The organism is Pseudomonas sp. PB120, assembly GCF_009761815.1.
GTDB lineage: Bacteria > Pseudomonadota > Gammaproteobacteria > Pseudomonadales > Pseudomonadaceae > Aquipseudomonas.
Genome location: NZ_RWIN01000104.1, coordinates 15,587 through 33,498 on the forward strand (window position 1 = coordinate 15,587; position 17,912 = coordinate 33,498).

Annotated in this window: 31 protein-coding genes; all 31 read left to right on the plus strand. The window is 54.3% G+C overall.

The genetic code is table 11. The features are described from left to right. Window positions 1–81: 81 nt before the first annotated feature. The 31 genes from rpsG to rplQ all read left to right on the plus strand — a co-directional run bounded on the left by rpsG (window position 82) and on the right by rplQ (window position 17,775). On the plus strand, window positions 82–552 hold the full coding sequence (gene rpsG / locus EJA72_RS19320; RefSeq protein WP_002555493.1) for a 30S ribosomal protein S7: 471 nt from the start codon (window positions 82–84) through the stop codon (window positions 550–552). A 30-nt stretch (window positions 553–582) separates the two neighbouring features. Further along, window positions 583–2,688, plus strand: coding sequence for an elongation factor G (gene fusA / locus EJA72_RS19325; protein WP_157712998.1), 2,106 nt, complete (start codon window positions 583–585; stop codon window positions 2,686–2,688). A 30-nt stretch (window positions 2,689–2,718) separates the two neighbouring features. Then, a complete protein-coding gene (gene tuf, locus EJA72_RS19330; RefSeq protein ID WP_008030895.1) occupies window positions 2,719–3,912 on the plus strand; it encodes an elongation factor Tu in 1,194 nt (397 codons plus the stop codon). Between the two features lie 159 nt (window positions 3,913–4,071). Further along, the gene (rpsJ, locus tag EJA72_RS19335) at window positions 4,072–4,383 is read left to right on the plus strand and encodes a 30S ribosomal protein S10 (protein WP_003186070.1); all 312 of its coding nucleotides are present in this window, start codon (window positions 4,072–4,074) and stop codon (window positions 4,381–4,383) included. An 80-nt stretch (window positions 4,384–4,463) separates the two neighbouring features. Continuing rightward, window positions 4,464–5,099 (plus strand): 50S ribosomal protein L3, encoded by a 636-nt coding sequence (gene rplC, locus EJA72_RS19340; RefSeq protein WP_003186059.1) that lies wholly within the window; start codon window positions 4,464–4,466, stop codon window positions 5,097–5,099. A 12-nt stretch (window positions 5,100–5,111) separates the two neighbouring features. After that, window positions 5,112–5,714 carry a 50S ribosomal protein L4 gene (rplD, locus tag EJA72_RS19345; RefSeq protein WP_003228735.1) on the plus strand — a complete coding sequence of 201 codons (603 nt, stop codon included), beginning with the start codon at window positions 5,112–5,114 and terminating at the stop codon, window positions 5,712–5,714. Continuing rightward, window positions 5,711–6,010, plus strand: a complete 300-nt coding sequence (rplW, locus tag EJA72_RS19350; protein WP_002555488.1) for a 50S ribosomal protein L23 — start codon at window positions 5,711–5,713, stop codon at window positions 6,008–6,010. The genes rplD and rplW overlap by 4 nt, the downstream gene beginning before the upstream one ends. A 14-nt stretch (window positions 6,011–6,024) precedes the next feature. Beyond that, on the plus strand, window positions 6,025–6,849 hold the full coding sequence (gene rplB, locus EJA72_RS19355; RefSeq protein WP_003176423.1) for a 50S ribosomal protein L2: 825 nt from the start codon (window positions 6,025–6,027) through the stop codon (window positions 6,847–6,849). A 16-nt stretch (window positions 6,850–6,865) separates the two neighbouring features. Then, window positions 6,866–7,141: a 30S ribosomal protein S19 gene (gene rpsS, locus EJA72_RS19360; RefSeq protein WP_002555486.1), complete on the plus strand. Its 276-nt coding sequence runs from the start codon at window positions 6,866–6,868 to the stop codon at window positions 7,139–7,141. An 11-nt stretch (window positions 7,142–7,152) separates the two neighbouring features. After that, a complete protein-coding gene (gene rplV / locus EJA72_RS19365; protein ID WP_003103908.1) occupies window positions 7,153–7,485 on the plus strand; it encodes a 50S ribosomal protein L22 in 333 nt (110 codons plus the stop codon). 13 nt (window positions 7,486–7,498) lie between these two features. Further along, window positions 7,499–8,185 (plus strand): 30S ribosomal protein S3, encoded by a 687-nt coding sequence (gene rpsC, locus EJA72_RS19370; RefSeq protein ID WP_003176422.1) that lies wholly within the window; start codon window positions 7,499–7,501, stop codon window positions 8,183–8,185. Between the two features lie 12 nt (window positions 8,186–8,197). Then, on the plus strand, window positions 8,198–8,611 hold the full coding sequence (gene rplP / locus EJA72_RS19375) for a 50S ribosomal protein L16 (protein ID WP_045057467.1): 414 nt from the start codon (window positions 8,198–8,200) through the stop codon (window positions 8,609–8,611). After that, a complete protein-coding gene (gene rpmC / locus EJA72_RS19380; RefSeq protein ID WP_002555481.1) occupies window positions 8,611–8,802 on the plus strand; it encodes a 50S ribosomal protein L29 in 192 nt (63 codons plus the stop codon). The genes rplP and rpmC overlap by 1 nt, the downstream gene beginning before the upstream one ends. 2 nt (window positions 8,803–8,804) lie before the next feature. Beyond that, a complete protein-coding gene (gene rpsQ, locus EJA72_RS19385; protein ID WP_003176419.1) occupies window positions 8,805–9,071 on the plus strand; it encodes a 30S ribosomal protein S17 in 267 nt (88 codons plus the stop codon). 23 nt (window positions 9,072–9,094) lie between these two features. After that, window positions 9,095–9,463 carry a 50S ribosomal protein L14 gene (gene rplN / locus EJA72_RS19390; protein WP_002555479.1) on the plus strand — a complete coding sequence of 123 codons (369 nt, stop codon included), beginning with the start codon at window positions 9,095–9,097 and terminating at the stop codon, window positions 9,461–9,463. 11 nt (window positions 9,464–9,474) lie between these two features. After that, complete coding sequence (rplX, locus tag EJA72_RS19395; RefSeq protein WP_003176416.1) at window positions 9,475–9,789, plus strand: 50S ribosomal protein L24; 315 nt, start codon at window positions 9,475–9,477, stop codon at window positions 9,787–9,789. 22 nt (window positions 9,790–9,811) lie between these two features. After that, on the plus strand, window positions 9,812–10,351 hold the full coding sequence (gene rplE, locus EJA72_RS19400; RefSeq protein ID WP_003176415.1) for a 50S ribosomal protein L5: 540 nt from the start codon (window positions 9,812–9,814) through the stop codon (window positions 10,349–10,351). A 13-nt stretch (window positions 10,352–10,364) separates the two neighbouring features. Beyond that, window positions 10,365–10,670 (plus strand): 30S ribosomal protein S14, encoded by a 306-nt coding sequence (rpsN, locus tag EJA72_RS19405; RefSeq protein WP_003176414.1) that lies wholly within the window; start codon window positions 10,365–10,367, stop codon window positions 10,668–10,670. Between the two features lie 209 nt (window positions 10,671–10,879). After that, a complete protein-coding gene (rpsH, locus tag EJA72_RS19410; protein ID WP_003186040.1) occupies window positions 10,880–11,272 on the plus strand; it encodes a 30S ribosomal protein S8 in 393 nt (130 codons plus the stop codon). A gap of 12 nt (window positions 11,273–11,284) precedes the next feature. Then, a complete protein-coding gene (gene rplF / locus EJA72_RS19415) occupies window positions 11,285–11,818 on the plus strand; it encodes a 50S ribosomal protein L6 (RefSeq protein WP_003176412.1) in 534 nt (177 codons plus the stop codon). A gap of 10 nt (window positions 11,819–11,828) precedes the next feature. Continuing rightward, the gene (gene rplR / locus EJA72_RS19420) at window positions 11,829–12,179 is read left to right on the plus strand and encodes a 50S ribosomal protein L18 (RefSeq protein WP_003186037.1); all 351 of its coding nucleotides are present in this window, start codon (window positions 11,829–11,831) and stop codon (window positions 12,177–12,179) included. Window positions 12,180–12,182: 3 nt separating this feature from the next. Continuing rightward, on the plus strand, window positions 12,183–12,683 hold the full coding sequence (gene rpsE / locus EJA72_RS19425; RefSeq protein ID WP_007943782.1) for a 30S ribosomal protein S5: 501 nt from the start codon (window positions 12,183–12,185) through the stop codon (window positions 12,681–12,683). Between the two features lie 2 nt (window positions 12,684–12,685). Then, window positions 12,686–12,862 (plus strand): 50S ribosomal protein L30, encoded by a 177-nt coding sequence (rpmD, locus tag EJA72_RS19430; protein WP_003176408.1) that lies wholly within the window; start codon window positions 12,686–12,688, stop codon window positions 12,860–12,862. A gap of 3 nt (window positions 12,863–12,865) precedes the next feature. Continuing rightward, window positions 12,866–13,303: a 50S ribosomal protein L15 gene (gene rplO / locus EJA72_RS19435; RefSeq protein WP_007896782.1), complete on the plus strand. Its 438-nt coding sequence runs from the start codon at window positions 12,866–12,868 to the stop codon at window positions 13,301–13,303. Next, window positions 13,304–14,632, plus strand: a complete 1,329-nt coding sequence (gene secY / locus EJA72_RS19440) for a preprotein translocase subunit SecY (RefSeq protein WP_003228718.1) — start codon at window positions 13,304–13,306, stop codon at window positions 14,630–14,632. Window positions 14,633–14,659: 27 nt separating this feature from the next. After that, window positions 14,660–14,776: a 50S ribosomal protein L36 gene (gene rpmJ, locus EJA72_RS19445; protein WP_002555468.1), complete on the plus strand. Its 117-nt coding sequence runs from the start codon at window positions 14,660–14,662 to the stop codon at window positions 14,774–14,776. 130 nt (window positions 14,777–14,906) lie between these two features. Then, entirely contained in the window at window positions 14,907–15,263 is a 357-nt protein-coding gene (gene rpsM, locus EJA72_RS19450; protein ID WP_003186020.1) for a 30S ribosomal protein S13, read from the plus strand. A 30-nt stretch (window positions 15,264–15,293) separates the two neighbouring features. Then, window positions 15,294–15,683 carry a 30S ribosomal protein S11 gene (gene rpsK, locus EJA72_RS19455; protein ID WP_002555466.1) on the plus strand — a complete coding sequence of 130 codons (390 nt, stop codon included), beginning with the start codon at window positions 15,294–15,296 and terminating at the stop codon, window positions 15,681–15,683. A gap of 18 nt (window positions 15,684–15,701) precedes the next feature. Beyond that, window positions 15,702–16,322 (plus strand): 30S ribosomal protein S4, encoded by a 621-nt coding sequence (gene rpsD / locus EJA72_RS19460; RefSeq protein WP_003210056.1) that lies wholly within the window; start codon window positions 15,702–15,704, stop codon window positions 16,320–16,322. A gap of 22 nt (window positions 16,323–16,344) precedes the next feature. Beyond that, the gene (rpoA, locus tag EJA72_RS19465) at window positions 16,345–17,346 is read left to right on the plus strand and encodes a DNA-directed RNA polymerase subunit alpha (RefSeq protein ID WP_003186012.1); all 1,002 of its coding nucleotides are present in this window, start codon (window positions 16,345–16,347) and stop codon (window positions 17,344–17,346) included. A 42-nt stretch (window positions 17,347–17,388) separates the two neighbouring features. Then, a complete protein-coding gene (gene rplQ, locus EJA72_RS19470; protein ID WP_003176402.1) occupies window positions 17,389–17,775 on the plus strand; it encodes a 50S ribosomal protein L17 in 387 nt (128 codons plus the stop codon). The last annotated feature ends 137 nt before the right edge of the window (window positions 17,776–17,912 follow it).

Consider the following 17,912-nt stretch of genomic DNA (forward strand, 5'->3'; position numbering starts at 1 on the left):
GAGTCGATAAGAGTAAGGTCGGAGGCGTCCCGAAAGGGCACCGATTCCGAGCGAACCTGAAGACCGTTTGAGGGCTTATCCATGCCAAGAAGACGCGTAGCAGCCAAGCGCGAAGTGCTTGACGATCCAAAATACGGCAGCCAGATCCTGGCCAAGTTCATGAACCACGTGATGGAAAGCGGCAAGAAAGCCGTTGCCGAGCGTATCGTTTATGGCGCGCTGGAAAAGGTTAAAGAACGCAAGAACAGCGATCCCCTGGAAATCTTCGAGAAAGCTCTCGACGCCATCGCTCCGCTGGTCGAAGTAAAGTCGCGCCGTGTAGGCGGTGCTACTTACCAGGTTCCGGTCGAAGTTCGTCCGTCCCGTCGTAACGCTCTGGCAATGCGCTGGTTGGTAGACTTCGCCCGTAAGCGCGGCGAGAAGTCTATGGCTCTGCGTTTGGCTGGCGAACTGTTGGACGCCGCTGAAGGCAAAGGTGCTGCAGTTAAGAAGCGTGAAGACGTGCACCGTATGGCTGAGGCCAACAAGGCTTTCTCGCACTACCGCTTCTAATTTTAGCGTCACTCATTTTGCGAGGGCTTTATGGCTCGTACAACACCGATTAACCGCTACCGTAACATTGGTATCGTTGCTCACGTGGATGCTGGTAAGACCACCACCACCGAGCGCGTCCTTTTTTACACTGGCAAAAGTCACAAAATGGGCGAGGTGCATGACGGCGCCGCGACCACAGACTGGATGGTTCAGGAGCAGGAGCGTGGTATTACCATTACTTCTGCTGCCATTACCGCCTTCTGGCAGGGTTCCGAGAAGCAGCACAAGGACCAATACCGCTTCAACGTCATCGACACCCCGGGCCACGTTGACTTCACTATTGAAGTTGAGCGTTCCCTGCGTGTTCTCGACGGCGCGGTTGTTGTGTTCTGCGGCACCTCGGGTGTTGAGCCTCAGTCGGAAACCGTATGGCGTCAAGCCAACAAGTACGGCGTTCCACGTCTTGTTTACGTAAACAAGATGGACCGTGCTGGTGCGAACTTCCTGCGCGTGATCGGTCAGATCAAGCAGCGTCTGGGTCACACCCCGGTGCCAATCCAGTTGGCTATCGGTTCCGAAGACAATTTCCAGGGTCAGATCGATCTGATGGCCATGGAAGCTGTTTACTGGAACGATGCTGACAAAGGCATGACTCCTCGTCGCGAGCCTATCCCTGCTGAATTGCAGGATCTGGCTGACGAGTGGCGCGCCAACATGGTTGAGGCTGCGGCCGAGGCCAGCGAAGAGCTGATGAACAAGTACCTCGAAGGTGAAGAACTCACCAACGCGGAAATCAAGGCCGCTCTGCGTCAGCGTACTATCGCTGGTGAGATCGTTCTGGCTGTTTGTGGTTCTTCCTTCAAGAACAAGGGTGTTCCCCTGGTTCTCGACGCCGTTATCGATTACCTGCCTGCTCCAACTGATATTCCTGCCATCAAGGGTACTGACCCGGATGACGAGGAAAAACAAATGGAGCGTCACGCAGATGACAGCGAGCCGTTCTCGGCTCTGGCGTTCAAAATCGCTACCGACCCATTCGTGGGTACCTTGACCTTTGTTCGAGTTTACTCGGGCGTGTTGGCCTCCGGCGACGGCGTGATCAACTCGGTTAAGGGCAAGAAAGAGCGCGTGGGCCGTATGGTGCAAATGCACGCAAACGCCCGTGAAGAAATCAAGGAAGTACGCGCTGGTGACATCGCGGCCTTGATCGGCATGAAGGACGTCACCACTGGCGAAACCTTGTGCAGCGCTGACAAGCCAATCATCCTGGTTCGCATGGACTTCCCGGAGCCGGTTATTTCGGTTGCCGTTGAACCTAAGACCAAGGATGACCAGGAAAAAATGGGTATCGCTCTGGGCAAACTTGCTCAGGAAGATCCATCTTTCCGCGTCAAAACTGATGAAGAGACTGGTCAAACGATCATCTCCGGCATGGGCGAGTTGCACTTGGACATCCTGGTTGACCGGATGCGCCGTGAGTTCAACGTCGAAGCCAACATCGGTAAGCCTCAGGTTTCCTATCGTGAGCGAATCACGAAGAACTGTGAGATTGAAGGCAAGTTCGTTCGTCAATCCGGCGGTCGTGGTCAGTTCGGCCACTGCTGGATCCGTTTTGCTCCTGCTGACGAAGGTCAGGAAGGTCTGCAATTCGTGAACGAAGTAGTGGGTGGTGTGGTTCCTAAGGAATACATCCCGGCTATCCAGAAGGGCATCGAAGAGCAGATGAAGAACGGCGTTGTTGCCGGCTATCCGCTGATCGGCCTCAAGGCTACCGTGTTTGATGGTTCTTACCACGACGTCGACTCTAACGAGATGGCGTTTAAGGTGGCTGCTTCCATGGCGACCAAGCAACTGGCCCAGAAGGGCGGTGGTGAGTTGCTTGAGCCGATCATGGCTGTAGAGGTTGTTACACCTGAAGACTATATGGGTGACGTGATGGGCGACCTTAACCGTCGTCGCGGCATGATCCTGGGTATGGAAGATACGGTTTCCGGTAAAGTAATTCGTGCCGAGGTTCCGTTGGGCGAGATGTTCGGTTATGCGACCGACGTTCGTTCCATGTCCCAAGGTCGCGCAAGCTACTCTATGGAATTCAAAAAATACAATACAGCTCCGTCGCACATCGTCGAAACTGTAACCAAAAAACAAGGCTGATTCAGTCCTTTAGGCTAGGAGTTAATTGTCGTGGCTAAAGAAAAATTTGATCGTTCCCTTCCGCACGTCAACGTTGGCACCATTGGTCACGTTGACCACGGTAAAACCACTCTGACTGCTGCTCTGACTCGTGTTTGCTCCGAAGTTTTCGGTTCGGCTCGTGTTGACTTCGACAAGATCGACAGCGCACCAGAAGAGAAAGCTCGTGGTATCACCATCAACACCGCGCACGTTGAATACAACTCGCTGATCCGTCACTACGCTCACGTTGACTGCCCAGGTCACGCTGACTATGTGAAGAACATGATCACCGGTGCTGCTCAGATGGACGGCGCTATCCTGGTTTGCTCGGCCGCTGATGGTCCGATGCCACAAACCCGTGAGCACATCCTGCTGTCCCGTCAGGTAGGCGTTCCGTACATCGTGGTTTTCCTGAACAAGGCTGACCTGGTAGACGACGCTGAGCTGCTGGAACTGGTTGAGATGGAAGTGCGCGATCTGCTGAGCACTTACGACTTCCCAGGTGACGACACTCCGATCATCATCGGTTCTGCTCGTATGGCTCTGGAAGGCAACGACGAAAACGAAATGGGCACCACTGCCGTTCGTAAACTGGTTGAAACTCTGGACAGCTACATCCCAGAACCAGTTCGTCTGACCGACAAGCCGTTCCTGATGCCAATCGAAGACGTATTCTCGATCTCCGGTCGCGGTACTGTTGTGACTGGTCGTATCGAGCGCGGTATCGTTCGCGTTCAAGACCCACTGGAAATCGTTGGTCTGCGTGACACCACCGTCACCACCTGCACCGGTGTTGAAATGTTCCGCAAGCTGCTCGACGAAGGTCGTGCTGGCGAGAACTGCGGCGTTCTGCTGCGTGGTACCAAGCGTGACGACGTTGAGCGTGGCCAGGTTCTGGTTAAGCCAGGTTCGGTTAAGCCGCACACCAAGTTCACCGCAGAAGTTTACGTTCTGAGCAAGGAAGAAGGCGGTCGTCACACTCCGTTCTTCAAAGGCTACCGTCCACAGTTCTACTTCCGTACTACTGACGTGACTGGTAACTGCGAGCTGCCAGAAGGCGTTGAAATGGTAATGCCAGGTGACAACATTCAGATGACTGTTACCCTGATCAAAACCATCGCAATGGAAGACGGTCTGCGCTTCGCTATTCGTGAAGGCGGCCGTACCGTTGGTGCTGGCGTTGTAGCTAAAATCATCGAGTAAGCATCTCTTTTGAGATAGCTTCGATGCTTTGAAAAGGCCCCCGCTCAGCGGGGGCCTTTTTTATTGGGTTGACACCTATATGGGGCGTCTATAGAATTGCGCCTCCTTTTAACGGGCGTATTGCGCTCGGTGGGAATAGCAGCCGGAGTCTGAAATCCAATGCAAAATCAGCAAATCCGTATCAGGTTGAAGGCTTTTGACCATCGCCTGATCGACCAATCCACCCAGGAAATCGTGGAAACCGCGAAACGTACTGGTGCTCAAGTGCGTGGTCCAATTCCACTGCCTACCCGTAAAGAGCGGTTCACCGTTCTGGTCTCCCCGCACGTCAACAAAGACGCGCGTGACCAGTATGAGATCCGTACTCATAAGCGCGTTCTGGACATCGTCCAGCCAACGGATAAAACCGTTGATGCTCTTATGAAGCTTGATCTTGCGGCCGGTGTGGAAGTGCAGATCAGCCTCGGCTAAGACTCGGTCTTAGTCGTGTAACGCTCTGAAATGGGCGGCCATAGCGGGTGAAAGCCCCGTACACTCATGAGGTTTACAACATGACTATTGGTGTAGTCGGTCGTAAATGCGGTATGACCCGTATTTTCACCGAAGAAGGTGTCTCCATTCCGGTCACGGTCATTGAGATCGAGCCGAATCGCGTCACCCAGTTCAAAACTGAAGAAACCGATGGCTATCGTGCAGTGCAAGTCACTGTAGGCGAGCGTCGTGCTTCGCGTGTTACAGCTGCTCAGGCTGGCCACTTCGCTAAGGCGAACGTAGCCGCTGGTCGTACCGTAATGGAATTCCGTCTTGAAGAAGGCGAGTACCAGGCCGGCGATCTGATCAACGCTGAAATCTTCGCCGCTGGTCAACTGGTTGATGTAACCGGTCAGTCCAAAGGTAAAGGCTTCCAGGGTACGATCAAGCGTTGGAACTTCCGCGGGCAAGATAACACCCACGGTAACTCCGTGTCCCACCGCGTTCCAGGCTCTATCGGCCAGTGCCAGACTCCTGGTCGTGTATTCAAGGGCAAAAAAATGTCCGGTCATATGGGCGCTGAGCGCGTGACCGTGCAGTCCCTCGAAGTAGTGCGCGTGGACGCTGAACGCAATCTGTTGTTGGTCAAGGGCGCTGTTCCTGGCGCTACTGGCGGCAACTTGGTTGTACGTCCAGCAGCCAAGGCTCGCGGTTAAGGGGAAGCTGACATGCAATTAAATGTAAATGACGCTCAAGCGATCGAAGTTTCCGAACTGACATTTGGCGGCGAATTCAACGAGACGCTGGTTCACCAAGCAGTCGTGGCCTACATGGCCGGCGGCCGTCAAGGTAGCAAGCAGCAAAAGACCCGTTCCGACGTTCGTGGTGGCGGTAAGCGCCCATGGCGTCAGAAAGGTACTGGCCGTGCTCGTGCCGGTACTATCCGTAGCCCAATCTGGCGTGGCGGCGGTACCACTTTCGCAGCTCGTCCTCAGGATCACTCCCAGAAGCTGAACAAGAAGATGTATCGCGCAGCAATGCGTTCCATCCTTGCTGAGCTGGTGCGTACTGATCGTCTGGTAGTAGTTCAGGATTTCGCTGTTGAAACGCCGAAAACCAAAGATCTGCTGGGCAAGCTGAACAACATGAGTCTGACCGACGTTCTGATCGTGTCCGACGCTGTTGATCAGAACCTGTACCTGGCTGCTCGTAACCTGCCACACGTTGATGTACGTGACGTGCAAGGTTCCGATCCAGTTAGTCTGATCGCATACGACAAGGTGTTGATCACCGTGTCGGCCGTGAAGAAATTCGAGGAGCTGCTGGGATGAACCAGGAACGCGTATTTAAAGTTCTGCTTGGCCCGCACGTTTCCGAGAAGGCTACGGTTCTGGCTGACAAGAAAGGCCAGTTCGTTTTCAAGGTTGCCACTGACGCAACCAAGCTGGAAATCAAGAAGGCCGTCGAAAGCCTGTTCAGCGTGAAAGTAGAGCGTGTTACTACCCTGAATGTTCTGGGTAAGAGCAAGCGCACTGCTCGCGGTCTGGGCAAGCGTAATGACTGGAAGAAGGCAGTTATCTCCCTTCAGCCAGGCCAAGATCTCGATTTCAGCAGCAGTGCTGAGTAAGGAAGGGGTGCATCATGGCAATCGTTAAATGCAAACCGACTTCCCCTGGCCGCCGTTTTGTGGTCAAGGTGGTCAACCAGGAGCTGCATAAAGGCGCTCCTCACGCACCGCTGCTCGAGAAAAAATCGAAGACTGGTGGTCGTAACAACAATGGTCGTATTACCACTCGTCACATTGGTGGTGGCCATAAGCAGCATTATCGTCTGGTCGATTTCCGTCGCAACGACAAAGATGGCATCTCTGCCACTGTCGAGCGTATCGAATACGATCCAAACCGTACTGCTCACATCGCTCTGCTGCTGTACGCAGATGGCGAGCGTCGCTACATCATCGCCCCTAAAGGCGTGAGCGCTGGCGACCAGCTGATCGCAGGTGCTTTGGCGCCGATCAAGCCGGGCAACGCTCTGCAACTGCGTAACATTCCAGTTGGTAGCACCGTACACGGCATCGAATTGAAGCCAGGTAAAGGCGCGCAAATCGCTCGTTCCGCTGGTGCTTCGGCTCAGCTGATCGCTCGTGAAGGTGTCTACGTGACCCTGCGTCTGCGTTCTGGTGAGATGCGTAAAGTGCTGGCTGAATGCCGCGCGACCCTGGGTGAAGTCTCGAACTCCGAGCACAGCCTGCGTTCGCTGGGTAAAGCTGGTGCCAAACGCTGGCGTGGCGTTCGCCCAACCGTTCGTGGTGTTGCCATGAACCCGGTTGACCACCCGCATGGTGGTGGTGAAGGTCGTACCTCTGGTGGTCGTCATCCGGTATCGCCATGGGGCTTCCCGACTAAGGGCGCGAAGACTCGTGGTAATAAGCGTACCGACAAAATGATCGTCCGTCGTCGCAAGTAAATAGAGGGATACGACAGTGCCACGTTCTCTGAAAAAAGGTCCTTTTATCGATCTTCACCTACTGAAGAAGATCGAAGTGGCGGCGGAAAAGAATGATCGCAAACCGGTGAAAACCTGGTCGCGTCGTTCGATGATCCTGCCACAAATGGTCGGTTTGACCATCGCAGTACACAACGGTCGTCAACACGTCCCAGTTCTCGTTAACGAAGACATGGTCGGCCACAAACTGGGCGAGTTCGCCGGTACCCGCACTTATCGCGGGCACGTGGCAGACAAGAAAGCCAAGCGTTAAGGGGTTAGGAAATGGAAGTAGCCGCTAAGTTGTCGGGCGCTCGAATCTCCGCCCAGAAAGCCCGCTTGGTCGCCGACCAGATCCGCGGGAAGAAGGTGGGCGAAGCGCTCAACTTGTTGGCTTTCAGCAGTAAGAAAGCCGCCGAGATCATGAAGAAAGTGCTGGAGTCGGCCGTAGCCAACGCCGAGCATAACGAAGGCGCAGACGTTGATGACCTTAAAGTCAGCACCGTTTTCGTTAACGAAGGGCGTTCGCTGAAGCGCATCATGCCACGTGCCAAAGGCCGTGCTGATCGCATCGTCAAGCGGTCTTGCCATATCACTGTCAAGGTTGCTGACAAGTAACGGAGTCGAAGAGATGGGTCAGAAAGTACATCCCATTGGCATTCGCCTGGGAATCGTCAAGGAGCACACCTCCGTCTGGTACGCAGACGGTCGGACTTATGCGGACTATTTGTTCGCTGATCTGAAGGTGCGCGAGTATCTCCAAGACAAACTAAAAAGCGCGTCCGTAAGCCGTATCGATATCCATCGTCCGGCCCAAACTGCACGTATCACCATCCACACCGCTCGTCCAGGTATCGTTATCGGGAAGAAAGGTGAAGATGTTGAGAAACTGCGTCAGGACCTGACCAAGCAAATGGGTGTGCCTGTGCACATCAATATCGAAGAGATCCGCAAGCCGGAGCTCGACGGTATGCTGGTTGCGCAGAGCGTAGCTCAGCAGCTGGAGCGTCGCGTAATGTTCCGTCGCGCTATGAAGCGCGCTGTTCAGAACGCCATGCGCATTGGTGCCAAAGGCATCAAAATCCAAGTGAGCGGTCGTCTCGGCGGTGCTGAAATCGCACGTACTGAATGGTATCGCGAAGGTCGTGTGCCATTGCACACCCTGCGTGCCGACATCGACTATGCCAACTACGAAGCTCACACCACTTACGGTGTGATCGGTGTAAAGGTTTGGATCTTCAAAGGCGAAGTAATTGGTGGTCGCCAAGAAGAACTGAAACCACAAGCACCAGCGCCTCGTAAAAAAGCTGCTAAGTAAGGGGTACGCCAAATGTTGCAACCAAAGCGTACGAAGTTCCGCAAGCAGATGACAGGCCACAACCGTGGTCTGGCACAGCGCGGTAGCAAAGTCAGCTTCGGCGAATATGCGCTGAAGTCTGTAGCTCGTGGTCGTCTCACCGCTCGTCAGATCGAGTCAGCGCGTCGTGCACTGACCCGTCACGTTAAACGTGGCGGCAAGATCTGGATCCGTGTATTCCCGGACAAGCCTATTTCCAAAAAGCCCCTCGAAGTTCGGATGGGTAAAGGTAAGGGTAGTGTGGAGTACTGGGTTGCCCAGATTCAGCCAGGCAAAGTCCTGTATGAAATCGAGGGTGTTACTGAAGAGCTGGCGCGTGAGGCTTTTGCCCTGGCTGCTGCAAAGCTGCCGCTCGCCACCGCCTTTGTTAAACGGACGGTGATGTGATGAAAGCGAATGAACTTCGTGAAAAATCCGCACAGCAGCTGAACGAGCAACTGCTCGGCCTGCTGCGCGACCAGTTCAATCTGCGTATGCAGAAAGCAACTGGCCAGTTGGGGCAGTCTCATCTGCTCTCGCAAGTTAAACGTGACATCGCTCGCGTGAAGACTGTGCTCAACCAGCAGGCAGGTAAGTAATCATGGCTGAAGCCGAAAAAACTGTCCGTACGCTGACTGGCCGTGTTGTCAGCGACAAGATGGACAAAACCATCACCGTTCTGATCGAGCGTCGCGTTAAGCACCCGATCTACGGTAAATACGTTAAGCGTTCGACTAAGCTGCACGCGCACGACGAAACCAATCAGTGCCACATCGGCGACAAAGTCACTATTCGTGAAACTCGTCCTTTGGCCAAGACTAAGTCTTGGGCGCTGGTTGATGTTCTCGAACGCGCTGTGGAAGTCTAAGGACTAGGGGTCGGAGAAATTATATGATTCAGACTCAATCCATGCTCGATGTGGCCGATAACAGCGGCGCTCGCCGTGTTATGTGCATCAAGGTGCTGGGTGGCTCCCATCGTCGTTACGCTGGTATCGGTGACATCATCAAAGTTACCGTCAAGGAAGCAATTCCTCGCGGTAAAGTGAAAAAAGGCCAAGTGATGACTGCTGTTGTAGTCCGCACTCGTCACGGCGTACGTCGTGCTGATGGCTCCATTATCCGCTTTGATGGCAACGCTGCTGTTCTTCTGAACAACAAGCAAGAGCCGATCGGCACCCGTATCTTTGGGCCAGTGACCCGTGAACTTCGTACTGAGAAGTTCATGAAGATCGTCTCGCTCGCCCCAGAAGTGCTGTAAGGAGATCCGACATGCAAAAGATTCGTCGTGACGACGAGATCATCGTGATCGCCGGCAAAGACAAAGGTAAGCGCGGTAAGGTGCTTAAGGTTCTCGCTAATAACCGTCTGGTTATCGGCGGTCTGAACCTGGTCAAGCGTCATACCAAGCCTAACCCGATGTCGGGCGTACAAGGCGGTATCGTCGAGAAAGAAGCTCCACTGGACGCTTCTAACGTAGCCATTTTCAACGGCGAAACCAACAAGGCTGATCGCGTTGGTTTCAAAGTAGAAGACGGCAAGAAAATTCGTGTCTTCAAGTCGACCCAAAAAGCGGTTGATGCTTGAACACTGCTAGGTAGATGAGACCATGGCACGACTAAAAGAGATTTACTGGAAAGAAATCGCACCGAAGCTTAAGGAAGAACTTAAGCTCTCGAACGTGATGGAAGTTCCACGCGTTACCAAAATCACCCTGAACATGGGTCTGGGCGAAGCGGTCGGTGACAAAAAAGTCATCGAGCACGCTGTTGCCGACCTGGAAAAGATCACCGGCCAGAAAGTCGTTGTGACCTACGCTCGGAAATCCATCGCTGGCTTTAAAGTCCGTGAAGGTTGGCCGATCGGCGTCAAAGTGACCCTGCGCCGTGAGCGTATGTACGAGTTCCTGGATCGTCTGCTGTCGATCTCCCTGCCTCGGGTTCGCGACTTCCGCGGCCTGAATGCCAAGTCCTTCGATGGTCGTGGTAACTACAGCATGGGCGTTAAAGAGCAGATCATCTTCCCGGAAATCGACTACGACAAGATCGATGCTCTCCGCGGTCTGGACATTACCCTGACCACCACTGCCAAGAACGATGATGAAGGTCGCGCCCTGTTGCGTGCTTTCAAATTCCCGTTCCGCAACTGATTGGAGTAGGAAAATGGCCAAGATGAGCATGAAAAACCGCGAGCTGAAGCGTCAGCTCACGGTTGCCAAGTACGCCAAAAAGCGTGCAGCACTGAAAGCTATCATCGTTGATCTGAACGCAAGTCCAGAAGCGCGTTGGGAAGCTACAGTAGCTCTGCAAAAGCAGCCACGTGACGCAAGCGCTTCCCGCATGCGTAACCGCTGCCGCCTGACCGGTCGTCCACACGGCGTTTACCGCAAGTTCGGCCTCGGCCGTAACAAATTGCGTGAAGCTGCAATGCGTGGTGACGTACCTGGTCTGGTTAAAGCCAGCTGGTAAGCACTGTCAAAGTCTCGGTGGCCAGGATCGCAAGATCCTGACCGCCGGTGACCTTGAACTTGAATCAAGCCCCTTTTGGGGCTTGATTCATTTGTGGGGTGTGTCTAGAATACCCGGCTCGCCTGAGCCCGTGCTTTTTTCGCATGGATGACCTCGGCGACACGTAGTAGCCGCAAGGCTAATTTTTTTGTATTAGGAGCGTCTAGCCCATGAGTATGCAGGACCCGTTAGCGGACATGCTAACTCGAATCCGTAATGCCCAGATGGCTGAAAAGTCCGTCGTAAGCATGCCATCTTCTACTTTGAAGGTAGCTGTTGCCAAAGTCCTGAAGGACGAAGGTTACATTGCGGGTTATCAGATCAGCAGCGAAATCAAACCACTGCTGTCCATCGAGCTGAAGTACTTCGAAGGCCGTCCGGTCATCGAGGAAGTGAAGCGCGTTAGCCGTCCAGGCCTGCGTCAGTACAAGTCCGTCGATGATCTGCCAAAAGTTCGTGGCGGTCTCGGTGTGTCTATCGTCTCCACCAACAAAGGTGTGATGACGGATCGTGCTGCGCGCGCTGCCGGTGTCGGCGGCGAAGTTCTTTGCACTGTGTTCTAAGGGGGGATAAGCATGTCACGCGTCGCTAAGAACCCCGTTAAGCTGCCAGCCGGTGTCGAAGTCAAATTCGCAGGCCAACAGCTTTCGGTGAAGGGTGCCAAGGGCACTCTCGAACTGAACATCCATTCGTCCGTTGAGATCGTTGAAGAAGCTGGTGAGCTGCGTTTCGCTGCTCGCAATGGCGATCAACAAACTCGCGCAATGGCTGGTACCACTCGTGCGTTGGTAAACAACATGGTCCAAGGCGTAAGCCAAGGCTTCGAGCGCAAGCTCCAGCTGGTCGGTGTTGGTTACAAAGCGCAAGCAAAAGGCACAGTGCTGAACCTGGCTCTTGGCTTCTCGCACCCAGTGGATTATGAACTGCCGGAAGGCATCACCGCTGAGACTCCTAGCCAGACCGATATCCTGATCAAGGGCATCGATAAGCAGCTGGTAGGTCAAGTGGCCGCCGAGATCCGCGACTTCCGTCCACCAGAGCCGTACAAAGGCAAAGGTGTGCGCTACGCGGACGAAGTCGTCCGTCGTAAAGAAGCCAAGAAGAAGTAGGGCATAGCAAATGACCGACAAAAAAGTTACTCGACTGCGTCGCGCTCGCAAAGCACGCCTGAAAATGCACGAACTCGAAGTCGTGCGTCTCTGCGTGTTCCGCTCGTCGCAGCACATCTACGCCCAGGTCATTTCGGCCGACGGCAACAAAGTCCTGGCATCTGCCTCGACTTTGGATAAAGAACTGCGTGATGGCGCCACTGGCAACATCGACGCGGCCACTAAGGTTGGCCAGCTGGTCGCTACGCGTGCAAAAGCCGCTGGCGTCTCGCAGGTGGCTTTCGACCGCTCTGGCTTCAAGTACCACGGCCGCGTCAAGGCGCTGGCTGATGCTGCTCGTGAAGCTGGGCTGGAGTTCTAAGTTATGTCAAATAACGACCAAAAGCGCGACGAAGGCTACATCGAGAAGCTGGTTCAAGTTAACCGCGTAGCCAAAACCGTAAAAGGCGGCCGTATCTTCACTTTCACCGCGTTGACCGTGGTTGGTGATGGTAAAGGGCGTGTTGGCTTCGGCCGTGGCAAGTCACGTGAAGTGCCTGCTGCGATCCAGAAGGCAATGGAAGCTGCTCGTCGCAACATGATCCAAGTTGATCTGAACGGCACCACTCTGCAGTACGCAATGAAGTCCGGTCACGGCGCTTCGAAGGTGTACATGCAGCCTGCTTCTGAAGGTACCGGTATCATCGCTGGCGGCGCTATGCGTGCTGTCCTCGAAGTTGCTGGCGTTCAGAACGTTCTGGCCAAGTGCTACGGCTCGACTAACCCGGTAAACGTGGTTCACGCCACTTTCAAAGGTTTGAAAGCTATGCAGTCTCCTGAATCCATTGCCGCCAAGCGTGGCAAAAGCGTCAAGGAGATCTTCTGATCATGGCTACCGTTAAAGTTACGCTGATCAAAAGCATGACCGGCCGCATCCCTAACCACAAATTGTGTGTTAAGGGTCTGGGTCTGCGTCGCATCGGTCACACTGTAGAAGTCCAGGATACTCCCGAGAATCGCGGGATGATCAACAAGGCTTACTACATGCTGCGTGTCGAGGGTTAATCGATGAAACTCAATGATCTGAGTCCAGCGCCGGGTTCCCGTCGCGAAAAGCATCGTCCGGGCCGTGGTATCGGTAGTGGTTTGGGCAAGACCGGTGGCCGTGGCCACAAAGGTCAGTCCTCCCGCTCTGGTGGCACCATTGCTCCAGGCTTTGAAGGCGGTCAACAGCCGCTGCATCGTCGCCTGCCGAAGTTCGGTTTCGTTTCCCTGAAAGCCATGGACCGCGCAGAAGTGCGTTTGTCCGAGCTGGCTAAAGTGGAAGGCGACATCGTCACCGTGCAGTCCCTGAAAGATGCCAACGTGATCAACGTCAACGTTCAGCGTGTGAAAATCATGCTGTCCGGCGAAGTTACTCGCGCTGTTACCATCGGAAAGGGAATCGGCGCCACCAAAGGTGCGCGTGCGGCTATCGAAGCAGCTGGCGGCAAGTTCGAGGAATAAATGGCTAAGCAAGGTGCTCTCTCTGCGCTCGGCAAAGGCGGTATGTCTGAACTCTGGGCTCGTCTGCGTTTTCTGTTCCTGGCGATTATCGTCTACCGAATAGGCGCACACATCCCGGTTCCAGGTATCAACCCGGACCGACTCGCGGACCTGTTTCGACAGAATGAGGGGACCATTCTTAGCTTGTTCAACATGTTTTCCGGCGGCGCGCTGGAACGGATGAGCATCTTTGCACTGGGGATCATGCCGTACATTTCGGCATCGATCATCATGCAACTGATGACCGCCGTCAGCCCGCAGCTGGAGCAGTTGAAGAAGGAAGGTGAAGCTGGCCGTCGCAAGATCAGCCAGTACACCCGCTACGGCACTGTCGTCCTCGCTCTCGTTCAGGCAATTGGCATGTCCATTGGTCTGGCGGGGCAGGGCGTTGCGTTCACTGGTGACTTTGGCTTCCATTTCGTCGCGGTATCCACTTTTGTGGCTGGTGCGATGTTCATGATGTGGCTGGGTGAGCAGATTACTGAGCGTGGTGTTGGCAACGGTATCTCGATGTTGATTTTTTCGGGTATCGTCGCCGGTCTTCCGAGAGCGATCGGGCAGTCTTTCGAGTCTGCACGTCAGGGTGATATCAACATCTTCGCCCTGGTTGCCATCGGTTTGCTGGCAGTAGCGATTATCGGTTTTGTGGTGTTCATTGAGCGTGGTCAGCGTCGTATCGCTGTTCACTACGCCAAGCGTCAGCAGGGCCGCAAGGTCTTCGCTGCGCAGACTAGCCACTTGCCGCTGAAGGTGAACATGGCCGGTGTTATTCCGGCCATTTTCGCGAGCAGCATTTTGCTGTTCCCGGCTTCGTTGGGTGCCTGGTTCGGCCAGTCTGAAGGTATGGGCTGGTTGCAGGACATCTCGCAGTCGATCGCTCCTGGTCAGCCGTTGAATATTCTGCTGTTTAGTGCAGGGATTATTTTCTTCTGCTTCTTCTATACGGCGTTGATGTTCAATCCGAAAGACGTAGCGGAAAACCTGAAGAAGTCCGGTGCCTTTATTCCGGGTATCCGTCCAGGTGAGCAGTCTGCGCGCTACATTGATGGCGTTCTGACTCGCTTGACCATGTTCGGTGCTCTTTACATGACGGCCGTGTGCCTGCTTCCCCAGTTCCTGGTGGTTGCGGCAAACGTACCGTTCTACCTTGGCGGGACCTCGTTGCTGATCGTCGTCGTGGTTGTGATGGACTTCATGTCCCAAGTACAATCGCACCTCGTTTCGCACCAGTACGAATCCCTGATGAAGAAAGCCAACCTGAAGGGTTACGGCAGCGGCATGTTGCGCTGAGTACCCATAAGGTTCGAGGAGTTGGTGATGAAAGTTCGTGCATCGGTGAAAAAGCTGTGCCGTAACTGCAAGATTATTCGCCGCGAAGGTGTTGTTCGAGTAATTTGCAGCGCGGAACCGCGTCACAAACAGCGCCAAGGCTGAGTGTGATTGTGCTTCAAGCCCGGTAGCTAGTGCGCTACCGGGTTGATTATTTGTTATTACAGCGATATTATCTCGCGCCCTATTTCTTGGCTTCCGGGGCGTAGGTAGCTGTCAATTGGAGTCCCACTGAATGGCCCGTATTGCAGGCGTTAACATTCCAGATAACAAGCATACTGTTATCTCGCTGACCTACATCTATGGTGTTGGTCGCACTACTGCGCAGAAGATCTGTGCAGTGACTGGGGTAAACCCAGCCGCAAAGATCAAGGATCTGAGCGACGAGCAGATTGAACAGCTGCGTGGCGAAGTGGCGAAGTTCACCACTGAAGGTGACCTGCGTCGCGAAATCAACATGAAAATCAAGCGTTTGATGGACCTCGGTTGCTATCGCGGTCTGCGTCATCGTCGTGGTCTTCCAGTACGCGGTCAGCGTACCAAGACTAACGCGCGTACCCGTAAAGGTCCGCGTAAGCCGATCCGCAAGTAATCGCCCCAGCGAATCGACAGGAAATTAATCATGGCTAAACCTGCTGCTCGTCCTCGTAAAAAAGTCAAAAAGACAGTGGTTGATGGCATCGCCCACATCCACGCGTCTTTTAACAACACAATCGTGACCATCACCGACCGTCAAGGCAACGCTCTTTCCTGGGCTACCTCCGGTGGTTCGGGTTTCCGCGGTTCCCGCAAGTCCACCCCGTTTGCTGCTCAAGTAGCTGCTGAACGTGCTGGTCAAGCTGCGCTGGAATACGGTCTGAAAAACCTCGACGTCAACGTCAAAGGTCCAGGCCCAGGTCGTGAATCCGCAGTCCGCGCTTTGAACGGCTGTGGCTACAAGATCGCCAGCATCACCGACGTGACGCCAATCCCGCACAACGGGTGCCGTCCGCCGAAGAAGCGCCGCGTGTAATCCAGGAGATTGTAAAGAATGGCTCGTTACATTGGTCCAAAATGCAAACTCGCTCGTCGTGAAGGCACCGATCTCTTTCTGAAGAGCGGCGTGCGCGCGATCGAATCGAAGTGCAACATTGAAGCAGCACCTGGTATCCACGGCCAACGCCGCGGTCGCCAGTCCGATTACGGCACCCAATTGCGTGAAAAGCAGAAGGTCCGTCGTATCTACGGCGTTCTCGAGCGTCAATTCAGCGGCTACTACAAAGAAGCTGCTGGCAAGAAAGGTGCAACCGGTGAAAACCTGCTGCAACTGCTCGAATGCCGTCTGGACAACGTTGTATACCGTATGGGCTTTGGTTCGACTCGTGCCGAATCCCGTCAGCTGGTATCGCACAAATCCGTAAGCGTTAACGGTCAAACCGTAAACGTGCCGTCGTACCAGGTTCGTGCTGGTGACGTGGTCGCGATTCGCGAGAAAGCAAAGAACCAACTTCGCATTGTCCAAGCTCTCGATCTGTGTGCCCAACGTGGCCGCGTAGAATGGGTAGAAGTAGACACTGAGAAGAAGTCGGGCGTTTTCAAGAACGTTCCAGCTCGCAGTGATCTGTCCGCCGACATCAACGAAAGCCTGATTGTCGAGCTCTACTCCAAGTAAGGGCTAGAAAATAGGTGCATCCATGCAGATTTCGGTAAATGAGTTCCTGACACCCCGCCATATTGATGTGCAGGTTGTCAGTCCAACCCGCGCCAAGATCACTCTCGAGCCTCTCGAGCGTGGTTTCGGCCACACCCTGGGCAACGCGCTGCGCCGCATCCTGTTGTCCTCAATGCCCGGCTGTGCAGTAGTCGAGGCCGAGATTGACGGTGTACTCCATGAGTACAGCGCCATCGAAGGCGTACAGGAAGACGTAATTGAAATCCTGTTGAACCTTAAAGGTCTGGCTATCAAGCTGCACGGTCGTGACGAAGTTACGCTGACCTTGTCGAAGAAGGGTTCGGGGGTGGTTACCGCTGCCGATATTCAGCTGGATCATGATGTCGAGATCGTTAATCCCGATCACGTAATCGCTAACCTGGCGTCTAACGGCGCCCTGAACATGAAGCTCACCGTAGCTCGTGGTCGTGGTTATGAACCGGCAGACTCGCGTCAGAGCGATGAAGACGAAAGCCGCAGCATCGGTCGCTTGCAGCTTGACTCTTCGTTCAGCCCGGTTCGCCGTATCGCATACGTGGTGGAAAACGCCCGTGTCGAGCAGCGTACTAACCTGGACAAGCTGGTTATTGATCTGGAAACCAACGGTACTCTGGATCCTGAAGAGGCTATTCGCCGCGCTGCAACCATTCTGCAACAGCAGTTGGCTGCGTTCGTCGACCTCAAAGGTGACAGCGAACCAGTGGTTGTCGAGCAGGAAGACGAGATCGATCCGATCCTGCTTCGCCCGGTTGACGATCTGGAACTGACTGTACGTTCGGCTAACTGCCTTAAGGCGGAAAACATCTACTACATCGGTGACCTGATTCAGCGTACCGAAGTAGAGCTGTTGAAGACTCCGAACCTTGGCAAGAAATCCTTGACTGAAATCAAGGACGTTCTGGCCTCCCGCGGTCTGTCCCTCGGCATGCGCCTCGACAACTGGCCGCCTGCAAGTCTTAAGAAGGACGACAAGGCGACTGCCTGATCGTCGTAATCACCGAACGTTGTGTTTGGTAAGGAATGAACCATGCGTCATCGTAAAAGTGGTCGTCACCTGAGCCGCACCAGCTCGCACCGCAAGGCCATGTTTCAAAACATGGCGGTGTCGCTGTTCGAGCACGAGCTGATCAAAACTACACTGCCAAAAGCTAAAGAACTGCGTCGCGTTGCTGAGCCGCTGATCACTTTGGCCAAGACAGACAGCCTGGCTAACCGCCGTCTGGCTTTCGACCGTACTCGTTCGAAAGCTATCGTTGGTAAGCTCTTCAACGACCTGGGCAAGCGTTACGCTACCCGTGAGGGTGGCTACCTGCGCATCCTCAAGTGCGGTTTCCGCGCTGGCGACAACGCGCCTATGGCGTACGTCGAGTTGGTTGATCGTGCTACTGCTGGCGAAGCTGTATCCGCCGAGTAAGACGTCAGTCTGAAACAAGGAACCGGGCCTAGTGCCCGGTTTTTTGTGCCTGTAAGAAACGCGCTGTTCATACAAGCATCTCTTCGGTGTATGCCGTCAGTATGTGAACGGGATTGCTGTTAGTAATTTTCTATTGA